At 58.9% G+C, this 21,158-nt stretch carries 22 protein-coding genes; 9 read left to right on the top strand and 13 right to left on the bottom strand.

Translation table 11 applies throughout. The features are described from left to right. The first annotated feature begins 243 nt into the window (after positions 1-243). Positions 244-1,590, top strand: coding sequence for an MFS transporter (locus ABRP98_RS03725; RefSeq protein ID WP_284796368.1), 1,347 nt, complete (start codon positions 244-246; stop codon positions 1,588-1,590). A gap of 74 nt (positions 1,591-1,664) precedes the next feature. On the opposite strand, the gene ABRP98_RS03720 is transcribed toward ABRP98_RS03725, so the two are convergent. Next, positions 1,665-2,306: a 3-oxoacid CoA-transferase subunit B gene (locus tag ABRP98_RS03720; protein WP_349857561.1), complete on the bottom strand. Its 642-nt coding sequence runs from the start codon at positions 2,304-2,306 to the stop codon at positions 1,665-1,667. Next, positions 2,306-3,049 carry a CoA transferase subunit A gene (locus tag ABRP98_RS03715; RefSeq protein ID WP_005284143.1) on the bottom strand — a complete coding sequence of 248 codons (744 nt, stop codon included), beginning with the start codon at positions 3,047-3,049 and terminating at the stop codon, positions 2,306-2,308. Before ABRP98_RS03715 ends, ABRP98_RS03720 begins: the two co-directional genes overlap by 1 nt. 116 nt (positions 3,050-3,165) lie before the next feature. Between ABRP98_RS03715 and ABRP98_RS03710 the strand changes: the two genes are divergently transcribed. Next, the gene (locus ABRP98_RS03710; RefSeq protein WP_349857559.1) at positions 3,166-3,939 is read left to right on the top strand and encodes an IclR family transcriptional regulator domain-containing protein; all 774 of its coding nucleotides are present in this window, start codon (positions 3,166-3,168) and stop codon (positions 3,937-3,939) included. Between the two features lie 9 nt (positions 3,940-3,948). Continuing rightward, positions 3,949-5,166 carry an acetyl-CoA C-acetyltransferase gene (locus ABRP98_RS03705; RefSeq protein ID WP_284770290.1) on the top strand — a complete coding sequence of 406 codons (1,218 nt, stop codon included), beginning with the start codon at positions 3,949-3,951 and terminating at the stop codon, positions 5,164-5,166. 47 nt (positions 5,167-5,213) lie between these two features. Here the strand turns inward: ABRP98_RS03705 and ABRP98_RS03700 are convergent, their stop codons facing one another. Beyond that, a complete protein-coding gene (locus tag ABRP98_RS03700; protein ID WP_284784837.1) occupies positions 5,214-6,500 on the bottom strand; it encodes an acid phosphatase in 1,287 nt (428 codons plus the stop codon). 125 nt (positions 6,501-6,625) lie between these two features. After that, a complete protein-coding gene (locus ABRP98_RS03695) occupies positions 6,626-6,769 on the bottom strand; it encodes a hypothetical protein (protein ID WP_284770288.1) in 144 nt (47 codons plus the stop codon). 138 nt (positions 6,770-6,907) lie between these two features. Between ABRP98_RS03695 and ABRP98_RS03690 the strand changes: the two genes are divergently transcribed. Then, positions 6,908-7,189, top strand: coding sequence for a hypothetical protein (locus tag ABRP98_RS03690; protein ID WP_023023385.1), 282 nt, complete (start codon positions 6,908-6,910; stop codon positions 7,187-7,189). A 67-nt stretch (positions 7,190-7,256) separates the two neighbouring features. Here ABRP98_RS03690 and dnaG read toward each other — a convergent pair whose 3' ends face one another. Next, the gene (gene dnaG, locus ABRP98_RS03685; RefSeq protein ID WP_349857557.1) at positions 7,257-9,176 is read right to left on the bottom strand and encodes a DNA primase; all 1,920 of its coding nucleotides are present in this window, start codon (positions 9,174-9,176) and stop codon (positions 7,257-7,259) included. 225 nt (positions 9,177-9,401) lie between these two features. Between dnaG and ABRP98_RS03680 the strand changes: the two genes are divergently transcribed. Beyond that, positions 9,402-9,824 (top strand): guanyl-specific ribonuclease, encoded by a 423-nt coding sequence (locus ABRP98_RS03680; protein WP_349857556.1) that lies wholly within the window; start codon positions 9,402-9,404, stop codon positions 9,822-9,824. A 2-nt stretch (positions 9,825-9,826) separates the two neighbouring features. Next, on the top strand, positions 9,827-10,060 hold the full coding sequence (locus tag ABRP98_RS03675) for a hypothetical protein (RefSeq protein WP_284782361.1): 234 nt from the start codon (positions 9,827-9,829) through the stop codon (positions 10,058-10,060). 188 nt (positions 10,061-10,248) lie between these two features. Here the strand turns inward: ABRP98_RS03675 and ABRP98_RS03670 are convergent, their stop codons facing one another. Both ABRP98_RS03670 and ABRP98_RS03665 read right to left on the bottom strand, forming a co-directional pair. Next, positions 10,249-11,541: a deoxyguanosinetriphosphate triphosphohydrolase gene (locus ABRP98_RS03670; RefSeq protein ID WP_349857554.1), complete on the bottom strand. Its 1,293-nt coding sequence runs from the start codon at positions 11,539-11,541 to the stop codon at positions 10,249-10,251. 11 nt (positions 11,542-11,552) lie between these two features. Continuing rightward, a complete protein-coding gene (locus tag ABRP98_RS03665) occupies positions 11,553-12,140 on the bottom strand; it encodes a YdcF family protein (RefSeq protein ID WP_349857552.1) in 588 nt (195 codons plus the stop codon). 71 nt (positions 12,141-12,211) lie between these two features. On the opposite strand from ABRP98_RS03665, the gene ABRP98_RS03660 reads away from it, so the two are divergent. Continuing rightward, complete coding sequence (locus ABRP98_RS03660; RefSeq protein ID WP_349857550.1) at positions 12,212-14,230, top strand: TPM domain-containing protein; 2,019 nt, start codon at positions 12,212-12,214, stop codon at positions 14,228-14,230. Positions 14,231-14,293: 63 nt separating this feature from the next. Here the strand turns inward: ABRP98_RS03660 and ABRP98_RS03655 are convergent, their stop codons facing one another. Genes ABRP98_RS03655 through ABRP98_RS03645 form a run of 3 tightly spaced genes read right to left on the bottom strand, consistent with a single transcriptional unit; the run spans position 14,294 to position 16,723 of the window. Next, positions 14,294-14,830: a hypothetical protein gene (locus ABRP98_RS03655; protein ID WP_284852244.1), complete on the bottom strand. Its 537-nt coding sequence runs from the start codon at positions 14,828-14,830 to the stop codon at positions 14,294-14,296. Further along, complete coding sequence (locus ABRP98_RS03650) at positions 14,830-15,339, bottom strand: hypothetical protein (RefSeq protein ID WP_284784828.1); 510 nt, start codon at positions 15,337-15,339, stop codon at positions 14,830-14,832. Before ABRP98_RS03650 ends, ABRP98_RS03655 begins: the two co-directional genes overlap by 1 nt. Before the next feature lie 4 nt (positions 15,340-15,343). After that, positions 15,344-16,723: a glycine--tRNA ligase gene (locus tag ABRP98_RS03645; RefSeq protein ID WP_284796377.1), complete on the bottom strand. Its 1,380-nt coding sequence runs from the start codon at positions 16,721-16,723 to the stop codon at positions 15,344-15,346. A 188-nt stretch (positions 16,724-16,911) separates the two neighbouring features. On the opposite strand from ABRP98_RS03645, the gene ABRP98_RS03640 reads away from it, so the two are divergent. Further along, positions 16,912-17,202, top strand: coding sequence for an ArsR/SmtB family transcription factor (locus ABRP98_RS03640; protein ID WP_349857547.1), 291 nt, complete (start codon positions 16,912-16,914; stop codon positions 17,200-17,202). 68 nt (positions 17,203-17,270) lie between these two features. Beyond that, positions 17,271-17,690, top strand: a complete 420-nt coding sequence (locus tag ABRP98_RS03635; protein WP_034658244.1) for a Fur family transcriptional regulator — start codon at positions 17,271-17,273, stop codon at positions 17,688-17,690. Positions 17,691-17,734: 44 nt separating this feature from the next. Here the strand turns inward: ABRP98_RS03635 and ABRP98_RS03630 are convergent, their stop codons facing one another. Genes ABRP98_RS03630 through era form a run of 3 tightly spaced genes read right to left on the bottom strand, consistent with a single transcriptional unit; the run spans position 17,735 to position 20,258 of the window. Then, positions 17,735-18,487: an isoprenyl transferase gene (locus ABRP98_RS03630; RefSeq protein WP_284782357.1), complete on the bottom strand. Its 753-nt coding sequence runs from the start codon at positions 18,485-18,487 to the stop codon at positions 17,735-17,737. Positions 18,488-18,497: 10 nt separating this feature from the next. Beyond that, a complete protein-coding gene (gene recO / locus ABRP98_RS03625) occupies positions 18,498-19,214 on the bottom strand; it encodes a DNA repair protein RecO (protein WP_302525056.1) in 717 nt (238 codons plus the stop codon). A 6-nt stretch (positions 19,215-19,220) separates the two neighbouring features. After that, positions 19,221-20,258, bottom strand: a complete 1,038-nt coding sequence (gene era / locus ABRP98_RS03620; protein ID WP_284784821.1) for a GTPase Era — start codon at positions 20,256-20,258, stop codon at positions 19,221-19,223. Positions 20,259-21,158: the final 900 nt, after the last annotated feature.

Below are 21,158 nucleotides of genomic sequence, written 5' to 3'. Positions count from 1 at the left end.
ACGGCAAAGGATTTGCCCAAATACCCCTATACGGGGTCACAGTGCGCACTACTGTTCACTTAGCGAACGCGAAGTTTTTTCGGCCCCCTCCCCTAAAAAGTGGTGGACGACATGCAGTTTCTAGTCAGTAACCAAATCCACCTCGATAGTGCCGGGATTTTCGTGGTCCACATCGTGGACTAATCGAAGTGTGATGTGCGTAATATCTTCTTCAATATTTCGGACCTACCCCTAGGAGGAACATTGACTTCTACCGCCCCGCCGAGCCCCACACCCACTTCGCCATCGGGCTCAACCAAAACGGACCGCAAATCCCTCGCAGCCAGCCTGACCGGCCAGGTCCTTGAATGGTACGAGTGGAGCTCCTATGCGGTTTTCGCCCCATTCATCGCCGCGGCGATGTTCGACAAAGGCGATCCTGCTTCCGCACTGCTTGCCACCTTCGGTGTCTTCGCCGTTGGCTTCTTGGTCCGCCCGCTGGGCGGCATCATCTTTGGCCGCATCGCTGACCAGCGCGGCCGCAAGACCGTCTTGATGACCACCATCATCATGATGGCCAGCGCCTCCGTCCTCATCGGCTTGCTGCCCACCTACGAATCCATTGGCATCTGGGCCTCCGTCGGTCTGCTCTTCATCCGCGTGCTGCAGGGCTTTGCACACGGAGGTGAATCCGCAGCCGCTAACAGCTACATCCCCGAGATCGCCCCGAACGCCCACCGCGGCCGCTGGGGTTCCATGGTCTATGTCTCCATCTTCGGTGGTTCAGTCATCGCCTACGTCCTAGGCGGCGGCATTTCGCTGGTCCTGACGGACGAGCAGATTGGTGCTTGGGGCTGGCGCATTCCGTTCCTCTTGGGTGCCGTCGCTGCGCTGATAGCGTTGTACCTGCGCCGCCACATGAAGGAATCGGATCACTTCCAGGAAATCGATAGCGCCGAGCCCACCGTTGAGGCCCCGAAGCGCACCAAGAAGTCCGTGAACTCGGAAAAGCCGGCTTCAGTTGCCCGCCCGGCATGGCAGAATATCTTGCTCGTCGTGGGTATGGTCTCCGGCGTTACAGCCTCGCACTACACGTGGACCTCCTATGTTTCCACCTACGCCATTAGCCACGAGGGCATGTCCACTCAGGGTGCTTATTGGGTCACCGTGGCCGCACAGACCGCTGGTCTCATCGCCCTCCCGCTGTGGGGCAGCCTGTCCGATAAGATCGGCCGCAAACCCGTCATTTATATCTGTGCCATTGGCCTAGCCATCCTGCAGATTCCACTGATGAACTTCATCGACGATCGCCCCTGGACCCTGCTGGTGGCCTCCACCATCGGCGTAGTCATCGTTGCTGCCGGCGGCGCGCTGTTGTCCTCCATCATGTCCGAGGTCTTCCCCACCGCCCAGCGCACCCGCAGCATCGGCCTGGCCTACTCGCTGTCTGTCGCCGTCTTCGGCGGTACCGCACCGTATATCTACCAGTGGTTCGTGGCCCACGGCCTTACTTGGGCTTCCGGCTTCTACGTCGTCGCACTGTGCATCCTGACGCTTATCAGCATGTACATCCTGCCTGAAACCAAGGGCGTAGACCTGCGCGATGTCTAATCCACTCACGGAACACTAAATCGCCGCTTCCCAGCCTTTCCCGGGAAGCGGCGATTTTTCACGTCCACAACTAATTAGTCGAGCGCTACCTTAAAGGGTGCGTCCGTAACCTCGCGGATGGACTCCTCGGTTTCGCCCTCGGCGACCTCGATAAGCGTCAGGCCCTCAAGCTCGTCCACGGTGAATACGGCGCGATCCGTGATAATCAGATCCACACAGCGAGCGCCGGTCAGCGGCAGCTGGCACTCCGCCAGAATCTTGGAATCGCCGTGCTTGGATACGTGCTGCATCATCACCACGATGCGCTTGGCTCCATGCACTAGGTCCATCGCACCGCCCATGCCCTTGACCATCTTGCCGGGGATCATCCAGTTGGCTAGGTCGCCAAACTGGGATACCTCCATGGCGCCGAGCACCGCAACATCGATGGCGCGGGAGCGGATCATGGCAAAGGACTCGGACGAGGAGAAGAAGGATGCACCAGGGGCTTCGGTAATGGTTTCTTTACCGGCATTGATTAGCTCCGGATCCACCTTGTCCTCTTCAGGGTAGGCACCAACGCCCAAGATTCCGTTCTCAGAGTGCAGGACCACCTCGCGGCCCTCTGGCAGGTAGCCGGGGATGAGCGTCGGCATGCCGATGCCCAGGTTGACGTAGCCACCATTGTCCAGTTCTTGTGCGGCGCGTGCCGCCATTTCTTCGCGTGACCAGGTCATTACTTGCTCACCGTCCTGAATTCGATTCCGGTTTCTTGCTTGCCCACTTCCACTACGCGGTCCACGTAGATTCCGGGCACATCCACCTCTGCGGACGGAACGGCTTCTACCAGCTGTTCTGCTTGCACGATGGTGATATCGGCAGCCTTGGCCGCATCGGGGTTGAAGTTCTGAGCGGTCTTATTAAAGGCAAGGTTGCCAAAGCGGTCCGCCCGAGCGGCGTGAACGAAGGCGAAGTCCGGGTTGAGGGATTCTTCCATGACGTATAGCTCGCCGTTGAACTCGCGGGTTTCCTTCGGCGCGGAGGTATCCGCAATGGTGCCGTCGGGGTTGTAGCGGGTGGGGATATCGCCATCGGCAAGCGGCGTGCCCACGCCAGCCTTGGTGTAGAAGGCTGGAATGCCTGCACCACCGGCGCGCAAACGCTCTGCCAAGGTGCCCTGCGGGGTGAACTCGACGGTGAGCTCACCCTCCAGGTACTGGCGCGCGTATTCCTTGTTGGTTCCCAGGTAGGAACCGATGGAGCGGGAGATGCGGTGATCCTTGAGCAGCAGGCCCAGGCCAAAATCGTCCGTACCGAGGTTATTGGAAATGATGGTGAGGTCGCTCGCGCCTTGAGAACGCAGCGCGGCAATGAGCTGCGCTGGGATACCCACAAGGCCGAATCCGCCCACCGCGATGGAGGAACCGTCCGGGATATCCGCGACGGCCTCCTCTACTGAGGCTATGACTTTATTCAACATGGGCCTTAGACTACGTGCGGTTCACAGACAGCACAAGGGTTCAGAATGCGAACATAATCGGGTACACTTAAGAGACCTGGGCCACTTAACCCTAAAAATACCTTGGAGGACACACCGTGGCAGATACCCCCGTAGTGCAATCTCTAGCCCGCGGACTCAATGTCATTCACTCATTTAATGGCGAACGACCGCGACAGACATTGGCCCAGGTTGCCGAGGTCACAGGCCTAGCACGCGCCACCGCGCGCCGCTTTCTACACACGCTTGTCGCAGAAGGTTATGCCCGCACCGATGGCTCAGTGTTTTGGCTCACCCCGCACGTTTTGGAACTGGGCTATTCGTATCTATCGAGCTTGGGACTGCCGGATATTTCCCAGCCCCATTTGAGGGAGTTATCCACCAAACTCGATGAGTCCTGCTCCGTCAGCGTGCTCGACCGCGACACCGTTGTCTATATCGCGCGCGCCGCAGCACACCGCATCATGTCCACCAATATCACCATCGGTACCCGCTTCCCAGCGCACGCCACATCCATGGGCCAGGTGCTACTCGCTGACTTAACGCCGGCGGAGCTGGATGAGTATTTCGCCACCACCGCCCCGCTCGAACAGGTCACCCCGCATACCCTGGTATCCCAGGACGCGCTGCGGGCCCGGCTCGGCGAGGTGCGGCGGCGCGGCTGGGTCATCGTGGACCAAGAGCTTGAAATCGGCCTGCGCTCCATCGCCGTTCCCATCCGGGATCGCACCGGACGCGCAGTGGCGGCCATCAACATTTCCACCCAGACCTCCGTGTATTCCACCCAAGATCTCACCGCGCAGATCCTCCCGGAGCTCCTCACTACGTGCGCGGCCATTTCCCACGAACTCACTACTACCGAAATTTCCTAAGGAGAATCCATGCAAACCCAAGACGTAGTCCTGTGCTACCCCAAGCGCACCCCGGTCGGCCGGTACGGCGGCGCGCTGAAATCCGTCCCCGTCCAGGATCTGGCCAGCCTGGTGGTATCCACCATCGTGGAAGAATCCGGCATCGACCCGAACATCATCGATGACGTTATCCTCGGCCAAGCCTCCCCCAACGGGGCTGCGCCTGCCCTCGGCCGCGTCGCCGCACTCGATGCAGGCCTGCCAGTCTCCGTGACCGGCATGCAGCTCGACCGCCGCTGCGGCTCCGGCCTGCAAGCCATCGTCACCGCCGCCGCCCACGTCGCCACCGGCGCAGCCGAGGTGGTCATCGCAGGCGGCGCCGAATCCATGTCGCGCACCGAATACACCGTGGACAGTGACATTCGCTGGGGCGCTAAGGGCGGAAACATGGTCTTTCGCGATCGCCTCCAGGAGGCCCGCGAAACCGCCGGTGGCAAAAACCACCCCATCCCCAGCGGCATGATCGAAACTGCCGAAAACCTCCGCCGCGAGCGTTCCCTGTCGCGCGAGGACCAAGATGAGCTTGCGGTGCGTTCCCACCACAACGCCGCACGTGCGCAAGAGCAGGCGCTTTTCGATGCCGAAATCGTCCCCGTCTCCGTCCCCCAGCGCAAGGGGGATCCCATCATCGTGGACAAGGATGAACACGTGCGCGCTGATTCTAGCGTGGAAAAGCTGTCCAAGCTGCGCCCAGTGATGGGCAAGCAGGACGACGAAGCCACGGTGACCGCGGGTAACGCCTCCGGCCAGAACGACGGCGCAGCCGCCGTGCTCGTGACCACCCGTGAAAAAGCCGACGAGCTCGGCCTCGAGCCAATGGTGGCCGTGAAGGGCTGGGCGCTGGCCGGTGTTGAACCAGAGCGCATGGGCATTGCCCCAGTTGAGGCCACCCGCAAGGTCATGGACCGCCTCGATCTCACCTTCGATGACCTCGACCTCATCGAGCTCAATGAGGCCTTTGCCGCCCAAGCCCTCGCGGTACTAGATCAGTGGGGCATCTCCCCCGAAGATCCTCGCTTCAACCCCAACGGTTCCGGCATCTCGCTGGGCCACCCGGTGGGCGCGACCGGTGCCCGCATCGTGGTTACCGCCGCGCACCACCTGCGCCGCACCGGCGGCAAGCGCGCGCTAGTCACGATGTGTATCGGCGGCGGCCAGGGCCTTGCAGCCATAATCGAAACCGCCTAGTCCTCGCAGTGAGGGCCTAGGCGGTATCGGGGGGACGGGCGACCAAGCTAGCCTTGGACGCTCACGCTGCCATCTGCATTAACGTTGACTTGCGCCGCCATGGCGCGGGCCACGTTAAGCCGCTGCCAGGAGCCGTCCTTGCCTTGCCAATCCAATGGATTGCCGGCAGGACGTGCGGTCTGGCGTAGCACCTCGGCGCGCTGTTCCGGTGTCAGGTTCGGGTGTGAAGCGGCGAGTAGTACCGGGGCGGCCTGCGGAACGACCATCGGCGCATCCGTCGGATTGCTTGGAGTGAAATCATAATCCAAGAAATCCGTGTATTCGTCTACAGCATCTGTAGTGGACCGGTATTCCTTGCCATCGGCCCTATCCTGTGCGACGAGTTCTTCTACAGATTTGCCCGTACGCCACTGAATCTCTTCACGAATTTCCTGCGCAGCCTGCTGCAATGCATCGCGCATGCGGTCATCGTTCAAACGATCCGCCGCCGCAGCTTGACCAGTCATGCGGCCACCAATGACGTCCAAGGGGTAGTGCACACCCAGAACGACGCGGTGGTTTCCTGCTTCGGCGCCGCGCAGCATTAATTGCGGGCCTACCTCTGGAAGCATAGAGGCCATCAAAGTGGTGATCCACGTTGCCTGGTTAGTGTGCCCGGAGGGGAAAGCCGGCGAGGTGGAATAGAGATCCTTCGACTCGTCTTCGTAGCGGTTAATAGCATCGGGTGCCTGCACGAATGGGCGGTCATAACGGAAGTAGTACTTTTCTGCGAAGGTGGAGCTAGCCAGTCCACCTGCACGGGCGGCGTAGCCATTGCCCAGCAGGTACTGTGTTTTTGGCAGTCGATGCTCTGCCAATGCCTCGCGGAATGCACCGCCCAGGCTCTCCCCCATGGAGTCCGAAATGGCTTCTAGCATCCCACCGGAACTTGCCTTCGCATCGGATTGTGCTCGGGCAATCAGCTCAGGGTCATCGGCAGCCGCATTGTTAATGGCCACTACCTTATCCATGTTTTCTTCAAGGACCTCTGGCTGGTGCTTAATCTGGTCAAAACCGCGGACAACCTGCCAATAGTTGCCAAATTGGTAAGACGAAATATCGGATTCAAAGCCCACAAGATAGTCCGCACCAAAGGGCTGAGGAACCGGCGCGCCTGGGTGCTGCACAGGAGAAGGGCCAATGCTGGATCCACTGCTAGAACCCTGTACCTGCGGCACCTTGGACGAAAGCTCACCCGCCTGCGCAGCGGGTGCAAAGGAAGCAACGGTGAAGCTGGCGGCCGCTCCGAGAGCAAGTACTCGACGCGAAACACCACGATTGAAAATACGGGTCATATATCGCAACTTTCAGCTAGAAGTGATTTCCTCTGCACACTAACCAGCTAACGTTAAGGAAGTATGAACTGCGCACTAACCTTATTCAGCGCTTTTTTAAACAAATAGTTATATGACCGCTCAAGCTAATCGATGTCCCCAGCCTGCTCCACCCAGAACCGTGTTTCCTCGGACGGTTCAGCACCAGGCGCGGACAAGCCCGCAGTGGCGAGCGCGGCAAATGCCACTGCGGCGGCCATGGCCGAATCTCGCTGCTGATGAAGACTCATTAACTCAACCTAGCGCGAATAGGTGCCAATGAAAACAGGAAGGCGGTTCCAGCGGGCGATTTCGGCGCGAAAGCGTACATACGCGGTAAGCTAGAGAAGAACTTTTGCTCGCATAGAATAAAGGGGAATTAGTCAATAATGATCCAATTCGTCTTCGGCGCCGCCGCAGGGTACGTATTTGGCACCAAGGCGGGCCGCAAGCGCTACCACCAAATGAAAAGCGCCTATCAAAAGACCGTCAACTCCCCCGCCACCAAATCTGCGGTGCGCTCCGCGCGCAAGATGGTAGCCAACCGCCTGGATCCAGAGCCACGCATGCGCGAAATCCATGACCTTTCCGAAAAACGCCGTGGCAAAGGCAAGGCTCGCGGGAACCAGGCTCCACAGGCAGACCGGATTTATGAACCCGATGAGGATTAAAACCTTTCCCCGTTAGCCCTTCCCCGGGCAGCACCTGAACGAGCGCTCGAGTGCCTGCCCGGGGATTTTATATACCTGGTGTACCGCGAAAGGCGCGATCATTGAGCTCGCGGCGTGCCTGCTCCAGGGCAATGAGGTCTGCGAATACGGAGTTATAACCGGCCTCATCATCGGTTGGCCGCATTCGGCCCAATTGGGCTTTCAGCTGCGCAATCTGATCTCCCACGACGGTTTCCTGCAGCCGCGAGAGCACCGAGTCCGCATATTTTTCTGCGCCCACGTCCGTGGGCAGGATGGCCTCGACTGCCAGCTCGGAGACGAAATTCCTTCCCGTAAGATCCTGCATTTCCCCGGCAACGGCGGCAATCCAATCCACTCCGGACATGGTGGCTCCCTTGTCTGCCCCGCCCACAGCGGAAATCGCTTGGCGCACGATGCGGTAGGCGTCGTTGGTGTAGGCATCGGCAGTAATGCCATCAAAATACGAGCCAACGACCTCTGGCATCTGCAAGGCCAATTTCAGCGCCTCCCGCTGCGGCCACAGGTGGGTCTCCTTTGGGCTGGGCGGATGGATCATGGGCACATCCTGCTGCGCCGGCTGCGGCTGTGCATTTTCAAAGCGCCGAATCGTAGGCTTGTCTGCCTTCTTCGGCTTCTTTGCCTCCGCGCGCACTTGGCGCAGCACCTCTTCCGGATCATTCCAACCCACCCAGCCGGCAAGTCGGCGGGCGTACTCCCGCTGCAGGGGCTGGTCACGGATTTGCGCGACGATGGGCACCGCCCGCCGCAAAGCCTGCAAGCGGCCTTCGGCCGTATCGATCCGGAAATCAGCAATTACTGACTGAATGACGAACTCAAACATGGGGATGCGGTCTGCCACCAGATCGCGCACCGCGGCATCGCCCTTTTCAAGGCGCAGATCGCACGGGTCCATGCCGTCTGGGGCCACGGAGACGAAGGATTGTCCGGTAAATTTCTGTTCCCCGTCAAAGGCACGCATCGCGGCCTTCTGTCCCGCCTCATCACCATCGAAGGTGTAGATGAGCTCGCCGTGGAAATAGGAATCATCCAGCATGAGCCGGCGCAGCACCTGCAGGTGCTCCCCACCGAAGGCCGTACCGCACGAGGCCACGGCAGTCTTAATGCCTGCCGCGTACATGGCCATCACATCCGTATAGCCTTCCACCACCACAGCTTGGTGGCCTTCTGCGATATTGCGCTTGGCCAAATCCAACCCAAAGAGCACCTTGGACTTGTGATAAAGCATGGTCTCGGGCGTATTCATGTACTTACCCAGCTTGTCATCATCAAAGAGCTTGCGCGCACCAAAGCCAATGACGTTGCCGGAAAGATCCTTAATAGGCCACAGCAACCGGCGGTGGAAACGGTCAATGGGACCGCGCTTTCCCATCTTGGAAATGCCGGCTGCCTCTAGCTCTTCAAAGGAAAAACCCATGCGCAATAGGTGCTTTGTGGCGGTGTCCCAACCTTCCGGAGCGTACCCGCACTCGAAATCATAAATAACCTCACGGCTAAACCCGCGGTCCAGCAAGAAATTGCGCGCCGTTGCCGCCTCTGGGGTTTCCAGCTGCTTCCGGTAAAACTCGTGCACCGCTTTATTCGCCGCGATTAGCCGCTGCCTCGTACCCGGCTTCTCATTGCGGGCACCGGTCGAGCCACCCTGATAGTTGATGTGGTAGCCGATTTTCTGCGCCACGGCTTCCACGGCTTCCGGGAAAGAGACCTGTTCCATTTCCATTAGGAAGCTGAATACATCGCCGCCTTTACCGGTGGAAAAGCAGTGATAATAACCGCGCTGCGGGCGGACGTGGAAGGACGGCGTCTTTTCATCCTTGAAAGGGCTCAACCCCTTCAAAGAATCATGCCCGGCAGGTTTGAGCTGCACATATTCGCCCACGATTTCTTCTAAAGGCGCGCGTTCACGGATAGCTTGGATATCACTGTCCGGAATTCTGCCCTTTGCCATGGCTACAGACTACCCCGCCCATTTATCGAATGCTCAACCGCCAAAGCCAGGATGGTCGCATTGGGTTGTCCCGCTCAACAAGTACACAGAATCACCGTGTTTTACCCACATGTGGGGCAGCCTTTCGCCGAGTATTCCCACCCCCGGGACGGGGCAATTTTGGATATTGCTCTTGACGCGGTGGACGTTTATGTTTTGGAGATATTTCCTGCAACAATAAGGAGCATGTCCAAGTCCAAAGCGTCTAAGAAATCGCTTCCAGTGGCCCTTGGTGGACTCGCCATCGTCGCAGGCGCTAGTTATTTTGGCTTCGACCTCGGCGGTAACGAGGATGCAACGTCAACGGACGAGACCTGCGCAATTTCTTCCCTTCCCAGCGAGGCCGAAGAAACCGCAGACGATATTCTCGCCGGCGGCCCTTATGACTATCCCGACAAAGACAATTCCCATTTTGGCAATTATGAAGGCGTCCTCCCCCAGCAGGCGCAGGACTATTACCGCGAGCACACGGTAGAAACCCCTGGCAGTAATCATCGCGGATCGAGGCGCATCGTCACCGGCGGCGGCACCGAAGTCGATCCCGATGTGTGGTACTACACCGATGACCATTACCAAACATTCTGTTCTATCCCGGACGCAGAGGATTAATAGTGCACCGCATTTTAATTACGGAACCCATCCGTACCCGTACGGATTTCTTCAATGCCTTAGGACGCACCCATGGATGTGTGGATTGTGGCCCGCGCAGCCTAGAGGATCTAGCTAACTTCCTGCGTAAGAATGAAGTATCCACCATCGTGGCTGCCAATATGGAAATGGAATTGGATGACTTCGCGGCCATCGCCGCCGTTGTCCAAGATGAAGGCGTTAGGCTCGCACGCTAATAGCTAGTCCGCGGATGCTGTTACTCCGCAGATGCTGACATTTCGGGATGCTATAGGTCCTCTGCAATAACTGAGCATCGTGCGCCCTCAATTATCACTTTTTCGCCTCAAAAATAGCAGCGGAGGTTGCACTTTTAGAGAAAGGCCGCTGCCGGAGCCATCTGACCGAGCCCACGGCCCATATGCTATTAGCCCAAGAACCCCGAAAGGTCAGCGCTCCGGCGGGCCAGTCGCTCGAGGCGGGATTCGGTCATGGAAGCGATCTGATCAATGATGGCGCGGTCGCGAGCGGCGTCGGTATCGGCCTGCTCCCACCACAGGCGGAAGGTGGCATCGAGCGAACCGGGCGCACCGGCCACGAGGTAATCGTAGACGCGGTAAATGCGCTCGCGCTGGCGGTCTTGGCGCGCTAAGTGCGCTGGTTCATCCATTACATAAAGCACGGCGATCGTCTTTAAAAGCTTGACCTCTGCCTGCGCCAAGGGAAGAACGCGCAGGTCACCGTGCATGCGGCCAAGCTTATTGGAACTGATGAGCTCGGCATTCGCCTCCGAGGTGGCACCGATGGTGGCGCCCACATAGCGTCCCACCAGCTCAGAGGTCATCTTTTTCAGCTTGGCATAATCGCGCAGGGTGTAGTTGAAATTGCCAAGAGCATTGATGACATCGAGGTTGCGCAGGCTATCGGCAGCTTCCAAGAGTTCATCGGCGGTTCCGCCAAAGGCCTCGGCGCCCTTTTCTGCAAGGTGGGCTAGCTCCACCAAATCCCACAACACGTTCAAGGAAATGCGCTGGGAGATAATGCCGTCTTCCACGTCGTGCACGGAATAGGCAATATCATCGGACCAGTCCATGACCTGGGCCTCGATGCACTTACGGTTATCGCTGTGGCCTTCGCGCAGCCACGCTAATAGGTCCGCGTCCTCATCATAAGCGCCGTATTTGCGGTTGATGGTGCCATCCAGATTGGTCTTAGTCCAAGGGTATTTGCAGGCCCCATCGAGCGCAGCACGGGTGAGGTTGAGACCGAAGCTATGGGCGGTGCCATCGGCGTCCTCGACTAGGACTTTGGGCTCGAGGCGGGTCAGGATGCGCAGTGTTTGCGCATTTCCCTCGAAACCGCCTTGTGCCACTTCATTGAGCGCATTTTCACCATTGTGGCCATAGGGCGGGTGGCCAATATCGTGGGTGAGCCCGGCCATGTCACAGAGATCCGGATCAAGCCCAAGACCTGCACCGATGCCGCGGGCAATCTGGCCTACTTCGAGCGAGTGAGTTAGGCGAGTGCGCGGGGTATCGCCATCGCGTGGGCCTACGACCTGGGTTTTATCCGCCAATCGCCGCAGCGCAGCCGAGTGCAAGACGCGGGCGCGGTCGCGGGAGAATACCCCGCGGTGTTCTTCGATATCGCTAATCGTGGATCCCTTGGGCCGTTCTTCGGCCAGCCGGGAAAAATCAGCTGCAGCATAAGAGTAAGGCACGGCGTTTTAGTCTATTCCCCCTGCGTGCGGTCTGCGTCTTTATTTTGCATCGTTTCGTGCCGCAGCTTCTGATTCGGCCGCAGCATCAGCTCAATGCGGTACAGGCGCCTTTTCCAGGCACGCGCGCACCGGGGAGAAACAATGCTGGCCAGCCCGAGATAAAACAGCCCGCCGCATTCGTGCGCGAGGTAGCGCCACCAGGGCTTGGAAAAGCGCCGGGCGGGATAATAGGGCGTGCCCGAAACCGAGGCATCGAGCCCTTCCTGCTTGGCGATGCCCCACGTGCGCAACCTATGCAAGGGATCGGTGACGATGATGGCATCGGCAAGGCCGTGGGCATCGATAACCGCAGCTAAGGACTCGCGCGTATCAAGACCTTCCTCCACGGCGGATACCTCGAGCTCAGGGAAGTGCTCGCGCAGATAATCGCGGGCAACCCCGGCCTCGGTAAACCGATCCCCGGGCAGCTGTCCGCCCACGGTAATCACTGGCAGGCCGCGGGAAATGGCCAGCTCCCCGGCATGGCGCAGGCGCCCGGCCAGGATGCGGGAGGGGCGGCCATCGTATTGCGCGGTGCCTAAAACAACGACGTATTTCACAATGCTTCCCACCCTACTGCCTGCGAAGGAGGTTCTCCGGATTGGGCGTTCGGGCAGGTATGGTTGTGGGCATGAATCTTAGTGCACGAATCGGCCGCGCTACCATCGCGGCATTTTTGCTCGGCTGCACCTCCATTGGCGCAGGCCAGGCCCTAGCCGCGGAGACCACTACCATCGCCCAAGCCCCGGATACGGCGGCGGTGACAGACAGGGTAAATGATGAGGCAGGGGTCTTAAGCACCGAGGAACTTAGGGAGATCAATGAGAAGATCACCCAGCTGCAAAAAGACCAGTCGCTCATTATCTTTGTTGTCTTCGCAAACGATCTTGGCACTGATCCGGAAAGCTATGCCCGCAGCATCGTCAACGAGAAGGGCCCGAATTCCGCGGCCTACGTCGTTGGTGTGAACGAGCGCCAAGTGGGCGTGCAGACCGGCGATCAATGGCCCGAGGGCCGCCTGGATCAGATGTATGATGCCGCCTACAGCAAGCTATCCGCAGAGGAATACGGCGCTTCCGCGATCGCGCTTGCCGATGCCGCCCTTGGCACCTCCGGCTCCTCCGATTCTTCCGGCATAGCCTGGCTGGGCGGTGGCGCCGCCGCCATCATCGCTGCAGGCGGTGGCGTCTGGTACTACTCTCGCCGCAATACAAAAAAGAATCAGGCTAAGACTTTAGAGTCTGCCCGCGAGATTGCGCCAGAAGATACCGACCAATTAAACCGGCTGCCGCTAGATACCCTGGATAAGTTGGCCCAGGAAGAATTGGTCTCCACGGATGAATCCATCCGCCGCGGCAAGGAAGAGCTCAATATCGCTTTATCTGAGTTCGGACCGGAGCGCACCCGCCCGTTTACCAAGGCGATGAATCATTCCACCTCTACCCTGCAAAAAGCCTTCAAGATTCGCCAGCGCCTCGATGATGCGGTACCAGAATCCCAAGCCGAGCGCCGGCAAATGCTAGTAGAAATCGTCTCTACCTGCGGCCAGGCCGATGATGCCCTAGATAGCCAGGCAGAAGAGTTCGCCCAGATGCGCGACCTGCTGCTACAAAGTGACTCCAAGTTGGACGAGCTCACCCAGCGCACCGTCGGGCTGCGCACTCGCTTGCCGGGCGCCGAAGGTACCCTCACAAAGCTCCAAGAGGACTACTCCGCAGAGGTCCTATCCTCCATTGCGGATAACCCTGAATTGGCGAGTGCCTCCCTCGATGAGGCGGAAAAGCTCCTGGACCAAGCCCGCAAGGTGCAGGGCCAGCCGGCTGGGAAGCAGGGTTCACTCGTGGGCCTTATCCGCGATATCGAGCACGCCACGGAGGTCACCGATAGGCTCCTGACCGGTGTAGAGCACGCTGAGGAGAATATCTCCTCCGCGCGCCGCAATTTGGGCGCGCTCATCACTGAGGTCGAGGACGAAATAGAGGAAGCCCGCGAGCTAGAGCGTCAAGGCAAGTCCCAGGGGACCCAGGCGGATTGGGAGGCCCTCGAGGATCTTCTGCAGCGCGCCTCTGCTGCGGTTACTGACGCCAAGCAGCAGGGCGATACGGATCCCTTGGGCCAGCACACCGCCCTTACGAACATCGATACCGAACTGGATGAGGGCCTCGACCGCGTGCGGGAAAAGACTTCCACCCACGCGCGCCAGCTCGAGCTTTTCCACCAGCAAATGTCGGTGGCAGAATCTAATATTCAGGCCGCTGAGGATCTCATTTCCTCGCGCGGGCGCATCGTTGGTTCCGGCGCCCGCACCGCGCTTGCCGATGCCAAACGTCTCCACGCCCAAGCCCTGCACACCCAACGCAGCGATATCCGCGGCGCGTTGCAATCCTCCCGCGAAGCCGTTGCCGCAGCGCAAACCGCCTTGCAACGGGCCAAGGATGATTCTGACGAGTATCGCCGCCAGCAACAACGCCAGCAGACGAGTTCCGCTGCCGGAAATATCATCACCGGAATGGTCTTAGGCCAAATCCTTGGCGGCGGTGGCCGCGGCTTCGGCGGCGGTTTCAGCGGAGGCGGCGGTAGCTTCGGTGGCGGTGGAGGAGGATTCTCCGGCGGCGGTGGCGGAGGCGGTTTCCGCGGCGGCTCGTTCTAGAGCGGCGCCTTCCAGAGCGGCTCCTTCTAGACCGCCGGCTTAGAAGACCGGCTTGGTCGGTACTTAACCGCGCACGATGCGTGGTGTGGCATCGACAAGCAGGCAGCCATAACTCAGCACCACCGCATCCACGTCCGGCAAGCCGTGCCCGCTGGAATTGGAGGCCGATACTTCCAGGCCACTGCCCCGCGGGGTAAGACGGGCAACTTCGGTGCCCTCCGCATTACCTTGTTGTCCGTCAAGGGCGAGTATACGGCGCTGCTTGCCAAAGATAGCGGACCGCTCCAAAAGGTAGTGGGCATCTCCGCAGGTAGCGCGCAAACGCGTGACGGTCAATCCCGCTTGCGAGACTTCACATTGCTTTGCGGTGCCGGAGTCCGCGCTGCGGCTGGCACGCGGCTGGGCCCGCAGGAAAAAGCGCGGGGAGGCGGTTGTCCCGTCTAGCGAAGTCTCCACGTCAAAAAGCGTATCTGGTTGTGTGGGATCCCCAGAGAGCGCGCCAGCAATGGTCAGTACCCCGTCCCGCACCCAAGCGATGTCGGTTCCGCGCGCATCGCGCAGCGTAGTACCGTTCCACCGCCACGGCATCGTTTCCGCCATTAGAAAATGAACACCGCCAGCAAGGCGACGATGGAAGCCAATACCAGCGTGATGATCCATACCCACGCGGAGTTTTTGGTGTTCTTTTCCAAAATGGCGCGGGTAAACCAGCTGAGACCGGCGATCTCGGCGGTGCTCAAGCCTTTCGCATCCTCCTCGAATTCCAAAATGGCCTTGCGCACACCGGAGTTCTTAGCGGAAAACTGCGCCACTTTATTGTCATCGACGTCATCGATGATCCAATCGCCACTGTTTTCATTGACGTAATGAAAGGTGCGGCCATTGAGCGAGGCTTCAAGGCGCTTGGCGCGGCCGAGACGGCCGGCGAGGCGGTAGACGGAGCCATCATCAAGCGTGGCCGAAGCCCCCAAATCGCTGACCTCGACGCGCCAAAAGTTGCCATCCACCTCCGCGGAATGTTCCGCAAAGACGCCTAGGCGCTCCGGGCCCTCCTCAACGAGGAGGACGGGCTTGTCGCGCTCGGAGCGATCCCAGCTGGTGTAGTGCATCTTCTTAGCACCCAATCAGGCGCGCTGCGAGGTAGGACTCAAGATCCTCAATCTTTACGCGCTCTTGCTCCATAGTGTCGCGCTCGCGCACGGTCACGGCGTCATCCTCGAGCGAATCGAAGTCGAAGGTGACGCAGAAGGGCGTACCCACCTCATCTTGGCGGCGGTAGCGTCGGCCGATGGCACCGGAGACGTCAAAGTCCACGTTCCAGTAGGCGCGCAGCTTATCCGCCAGCTCGCGGGCCGGAGTGGAGAGCTCTTCCTTCTTGGACAACGGCAGGACGGCAACCTTGATGGGCGCCAAGCGGCGGTCCAAGCGCAGAACCACGCGCTTGTCGGTGCCGCCCTTAGCGTTCGGCGCTTCTTCCTCGTCGTAGGCATCTACCAGGAAGGCCATCATGGAACGGCCCAGACCAGCGGCTGGCTCGATGACGTAGGGAATCCAGCGCTCATCATTGGCCTGGTCATAGTAGGACAGGTCCTCGCCAGAGCCCTTGTCGTGGACGGAAAGGTCATAGTCGGTGCGGTTGGCCACACCTTCCAATTCGCCCCACTTGGAGCCCTTGAAGCCGAAGGCGTACTCCACGTCCACGGTGCGCTTGGAGTAGTGCGACAGCTTTTCCTTGGGGTGCTCGTACAGGCGTAGGTTTTCTTCCTTGATGCCCAGGTCGGTGTACCACTTGTAGCGGTCATCAATCCAGTACTGGTGCCACTCTTCGTCCTCGCCAGGCTTGACGAAGAACTCCATCTCCATCTGCTCGAACTCGCGGGTGCGGAAGATGAAGTTACCCGGGGTGATCTCGTTGCGGAAGGACTTACCAATATTGGCAATGCCGAATGGCGGCTTCATGCGCGAGGAGGTCATCACGTTCTTGAAGTTGATGAAGATACCCTGTGCGGTCTCGGGACGCAGGTAGTGCAGACCCTGCTCGTCATCGACCGGACCCAGGAAGGTCTTCAGCAGGCCAGAAAAGGCCTTCGGTTCGGTCCAGTCACCTGGCTGGCCGGTTTCCGGGTCGTTGATATCAGCCAGGCCATTTTCTGGCTCGTGGCCGTGCTTTTCTTCGTAGGCCTCGAGCAAGTGGTCGGCGCGGTAGCGCTTACCGGTGTGGCGGGATTCCACTAGAGGATCAGTAAAGACCTCCACGTGGCCGGAGGAGACCCACACCTGGCGCGGCTGGATGACGGAAGTATCCACACCTACGACGTCGGGGCGAGATTGGACCATGTGGCGCCACCACTGGCGCTTAATGTTTTCCTTCAACTCCACACCAAGAGGACCATAGTCCCAAGCGGAGCGGGAACCGCCGTAAATCTCACCCGCCTGGTAGACCAAGCCGCGGCGTTTACACAGATTAACAACGGTATCGATAAGGGATGCCATGGTTGTAAAGGACTCCTCTGGTAGGGGACAGTCGTGACAATCTCATTCAGTCTAACCTTTATCCCCCATCAGTAGTGAGATCAGGGGGTGCAAATTTAAATCGGTTAATGTACAGGTAATGACCAACTTGAGGTAATATAGTAGTGGTCGACAGATAATAGATACCGTATTGAAGGTGCCCACTCCCTATGACGACCGTTCAATTAGCATTTAATAACTCTGCGGCCGCAAGCGTTATCGCGGCCCTCGATTCCCCGCTGCGCATTTCCATCATTACCCGCCTGGCGGAGCGCGACCATTACGTATACGAGCTGGTAAAGGCCACCGGGAAGTCCCAGCCGCTGATTAGCCAGCACCTGCGAGTTCTTAAGCAGGCAGGGATTGTCAGCTCCGAGCGCAATGGGCGCGAGGTGACCTATTCTCTGGTCGCACCGGAGGTTTTAACGCTTTTGGAAGACGCCGCGAAAATCGCCTCTTAATAACCGGTCTGCATATAAAGACGATTTATTATAGCGCTTGTTGAAAAAGAGTTGATAATATGAATGTCATGTCCATTCATGAGAGTATCCCCAAGCTCGGCTCGCGCAATACTAAACAGCGCACCGCGGTTGTTGAGGTCCTGCGGGACATCGACAAGTTCGCCTCCGCCAAGGAAATTTATCACCAGCTCCAAGAGCGGCAAGAAAAAGTCGGTCTCACCACTGTCTACCGCACCCTACAATCTCTTTCCGATATTGATGCCGTAGATGCACTACACATGCCCAATGGCGAGACCCTGTACCGCCATTGCGAAACCGATGCGCACCACCACCACTTGGTATGCACCAAATGCGGCCGCACCGAAGAAATCGATGGTGGACCCATTGAAAAGTGGGCTTCGGCCGTAGCCGCCGAGTACAACTTCGAGCTTACCGGCCACGACGCGGAGATCTTCGGCGTGTGCTCGCAGTGCGCGGCCGCACAGTAGTCACCGCACGGTAGTCTCGCGCGCCTTACTTAGCTACTACTTCCCTACTTCACAGCACCGAAGCGGCGATCCCGGCGGGCATATTCCTCAATGGCGGCGAAGAGGTCCTCCGGGGTGAAATCAGGAAATAGCTTGTCCTGATAAATCATCTCGGCATAGGCGGACTGCCACAGCAGGAAGTTCGAGGTGCGCTTCTCACCGGAAGGCCGCAAGAATAGGTCCACGTCCGGCATGCCGGGATCATAGAGATGCTCTGCGATGGTGCTTTCTTTAATATCGCGCGGGCGAATTTCACCAGCGGCGACCTTTTCCGCAATCTGGCGCACGCCATCGACCATTTCCGCCCGGCCGCCGTAATTAACGCACATGGCCAGCGTCATTTTTGTATTATTCTTGGTCAATTCTTCGGCGGTTTCGAGTTCCTTAATCACCGAGCGCCACAGGCGCGGACGACGCCCCACCCACACCACGCGGACACCGCGCTCATTGAGCCACTCTCGCTGCCGGCGCAGCACGTCGCGATTAAAGCCCATCAAAAAGCGCACCTCTTCAGGGCTGCGCCGCCAGTTTTCAGTGGAAAAGGCATATGCCGAAAGGTACGGGACACCGGCGGCGAGGCAGGCATCGACGACATCGAGAAGCACCGCCTCTCCCCTGCGGTGGCCCTCCGTGCGTTTCATGCCCTTTTCCTGGGCCCAGCGGCCGTTGCCGTCCATCACCAACGCAATATGGCGCGGCAGCAGCTCTTCCGGGATATTCGGCGGGGTCAGGCGACGAGAAGGATCTGGGGTAATCACGGACTACAGTTTACTGTTCCATCACCTGTAATGCGGACACATTTCGCTCCATGTGCCACTGCAGGTGCGCCCGCGCTAGCCGATGCCCCTCCTGCCGCTGCGCATTCGTCGGATTCGTCGGGTAGCCATGTGCCAAAAGCCACAAATGGTGGAGGGTTTCCGGATCCACCTCTGCAGCACCTGGTGGCCGGCATTCGTGGCAGGCGGCGCCGCCGACGGCCGGGTGAAAGGCGTGGTGCGGGCCGGGGCGCTGGCACTGGGCGCAATCAAAAAGGCTCGGCGCCCACCCGGCATGCGCCATGGCCTGCAATAAGAATGCATCAAGCGTTTGCGTCGGCTCCTCGGTTTGCAATTGCTCGAGCGCAGCCACGACTGCATTGTAGAGGTAGGGGTCGCCGTCGCCATCCGCGTAGATGAGCCGCTCGGCCGATTCCAAGACCGCGCAGGCAGCAGTATAACGCTCGTAGTCTTCAATCAGGCGCGCGCCAAAATAATTCACCGTATCCGCCTGGGAAATCGTGGCCAAATTCTTTCCCACATACAGTTGGACGTCAAGGTTGACGAAGAGCTGCAGCCGCGATCCAAAACGGGATTTTGCCCGGCGCACGCCCTTGGCCACCGCACGCACCAACCCATGGTTTTGGGTGAGAAGTACGATTACGCGGTCTGCTTCCCCAAAATCATAGGAGCGAATGACCACGGCGCGGTCGCGATAATTTTCGCGCATAGCCTTTTAGAACCCGAGCCTGCCCAGCGACTTGGCATCTGACTGCCAATTTTTCAGTACTTTGATGCGCAGGTCCAGGTACACATTCTGGCCCAATAGCTCCATGATTTCCTTACGGGCATTGCCCACGATGCGGCGGAAACGCAGGCCATCTTTACCTTCGATGATGCGCTTTTGACCTTGGCGCTCCAAGTACATGATGGCGTGAATGTCCAGCACTCCCTCACGCGTGCGCGAAGGCAGCATTTCATCGATCTGCACCGCAACCGAGTGCGGTAGCTCCGCCTTCAAGCCAGATAGTGCGGCCTCACGGATGAGTTCTTCAATGCGCTTTTCTTGCCCCTCATCAGTGATGTGATCGTCCGGATAGAACTTCGGGCCCTCCGGCAAATGCTCTACGATGACCTGCACCAAGTCATCCAGTTGCACGCCCTTTTTACTAGAAACCGGAATCACCACTGCCTCTGGATCTTCTTGCGCCAAGAGCTCGTGCAAGGCCAAAAGCTGCGCGCCCACCTGGTCCTTGGACGCTTTATCCAGCTTGGTCACGATGCCGATGATGGGGGTCTTCGGCGCAATCGAGCGCACATTGTCCAAGATCCACCGGTCACCCGGACCAATCTTTTCATCTGCCGGAATGGTCAATCCGATGACATCCACATCCGCATACGTTTCTTTGACCACTTCATTAAGCCGCTCGCCCAACAAGGTGCGGGGGCGGTGCAGGCCCGGCGTATCCACCACGACGACCTGTGCATCCTCGCGGTGAACCAAGCCCCGGATGGTGTGGCGAGTCGTTTCCGGCTGGTCCGCGGTAATGGCGATCTTTTGGCCCACCAGCGCATTGGTCAGCGTGGATTTCCCCGTATTCGGGCGGCCCACAAAGGATACGAATCCAGAGCGGAATCCTTCCGGGGTATCCGTGTACTGCGAATAATCTAACGGAGCTGCCTTCTCCCCGGCGGCTTCCGGAGCTGCATCATCGGGGTCATCTGGCAGGCCCTCGAATGCCGCATCAAACTGTGCATCAATATCAGAACTCATTACCTGCAATGATAGCCCACCGCACCAAAATCTCCGATTGTTTCACGCACTAACAAATCGGCAGGCTAAGCTAAGACCGTTCTCTCCTCCTCGGTGTATTTCTCACCGCTTCCTGAAAGGCACTCCGCCATGCCAACCAAGTCTCCCCTACTGCTCCTGGGCGCTCTTCTCACCATTTCTTTTAGTGCCTGTTCATCCCCTGTTGCTGGTACTTCGCCTTCCGAAGAGGAATCCACCAGTACTTCTACTAGTTCAACATCTAGCTCACCTAGTGAGTCCTCTTCGAGCAGCGTTGCACAATCCACCACGCAAGAGCCGACCTCCGAAACCCCAACAGAACCAGAAACCCAAGTAGCAACTGAGGAATCAGGCGCACAACCGCAAGCGGCCGCGACGGAGCCTGAGCTACTGTACTGCGAAATCGGCCTTGGCGCATTCGGGAGATTTTCTGATGGCTCTTCGCACCAAACCGAACTGTGCAATACCCCTGCACTCCAGCGTTCCGTGCGCGCGGAAGGAGTATGCGGTGGCCTTAATGGGCACTTGCTTTATCCAGACGAATGGCCAGAGCTTTGCAACGGCGGCGCTCCATATTCGGGACCGCCGCAGGGTGGAGCGTCACCAGAATTCTATGACGAAGGTTCTCTCGCGGGAACGCCCTTGGAAACACAAGGGGAAGGCCTCTAGAGCGGAGCCCCGAAACTGTACCCCGCCGTCCTATTCGCAGATGCTATAGGTCCACTGCAATGACTGAGCATATTCGCGCCTGAAATGTAGCAAATCGCGCTCAGATATACCTGAGGACGTTGACCTTTTGATGTTCCTATCAGGTCAACACCAGCCCGAAGGCCCCGCTCCCCCAAAATGAACGAGGGTGCGGGGCCTTCAGTAGCTAATAGC

The sequence above is a fragment of the Corynebacterium sp. KPL2838 genome (assembly GCF_040225455.1).
Taxonomy (GTDB): domain Bacteria; phylum Actinomycetota; class Actinomycetes; order Mycobacteriales; family Mycobacteriaceae; genus Corynebacterium; species Corynebacterium rhinophilum.
Note: the sequence above shows the minus strand (reverse complement) of the source record. Positions and strands in the feature narration are given on the sequence as shown.